Below are 1,247 nucleotides of genomic sequence, written 5' to 3'. Positions count from 1 at the left end.
ATAGTTTTTTCATTATCATTAATATTTTTTTCCATATTAAACTCCATCTCAATTAATATGCAATCGTCCTTATTCGTTTTCATGTCTACTTTTCCCTTATATTTATTAATAATTAATTTGGCAATAGACATACTTAAATTAAGAATTTTTTCTTCATAATTATCAAGATATTGTTCATAGTTATATCTCTTAAAATTTTCTATCGTAATAATTACTTTATCTACTTTAGTTTTTATATTAAAATCAATCGTGCTTTTTATTCTAGAATTTTTCACTACTACAGACAGTAATGTAAGAATAGCTTTAGTAATATCATCTGAATCTATTCTTGTATATATTTCCTCTTCTTCTGTATCAAATACTATGTTAATACCTTTGTAGGCTGTATACTTATTTAACTGAGTAACTATATCTTCACATAAAGATACAATATCATAAATATTATTACTTTCTTTATGATTATCTTCTTCTAACTTAGATAGTTCCATTATTTTATTTATTAGTGTAATCAAAATTTCCACATGTTTTTTCATAACAAATATACAGTTTGCAAATTCTCCATTAGGCTCTCTTTTAATAATATCTTTACAGTTTCTTTCTATAAATTGATTGCTACTATGTAATAAGTTGGCTGGAGTTAGCAGTTCATGTGACATATTTATAAAGAAGTCATCCTTATCCTTATTAATAATTTCACTCTCTAAAATTTCCTTTTTCATTGATTCTACTTTAATTTCTTCAGTAATATCTCTGATTATAAGTACCATTTTATTAGATTTATTAACATTAATAAGCACAACACTACTTTCAATATTTACTAACCCTCCATATCCATCCTTTAATGTTTTTCTTATATACTTAATATTTTCATTTATATTGCCAGAGCTAATAGCTATATCATTATAAATTTCATCTAAATCCATATTCTCTATATCCTGAATTTTAAATAGTTCAAAGAAAGTATCGTTAGCATACTCAAACTCTTTACTTTCATAATCTAATACGCATATGGCCTCTGGTATAGTATCTATTAAAGTTTTATATTGATTTGTACTCATTTCCAATTTACTAAGTAGGTTTTTATAGTTAGATATATCCTTAATTTCAATCAAACTAATTTCCTCATTATCCTCAATAAATTTTATCCTGTCTACATATAATGAAATTTCTTTATTTTCGCCATCAATATAATTTATCTCACCTTTTGTAGCACTATTTAGAATTATATTTTTAATAGTACTATTATT

General features: G+C 23.8%; 1 protein-coding gene. It reads right to left on the bottom strand.

The features are described 5' to 3' along the window. Positions 1–1,247, bottom strand: a 1,247-nt coding sequence (locus tag NSA58_RS20385) for a sensor histidine kinase (RefSeq protein WP_257560950.1), incomplete at both ends; no start/stop codon positions are given.

The sequence above is a fragment of the Terrisporobacter muris genome (genome assembly GCF_024621905.1).
Classification (GTDB): domain Bacteria; phylum Bacillota; class Clostridia; order Peptostreptococcales; family Peptostreptococcaceae; genus Terrisporobacter; species Terrisporobacter muris.
The sequence above is the reverse complement of the archived record's forward strand: the minus strand, read 5'-3'. Positions and strand labels throughout refer to the sequence as shown.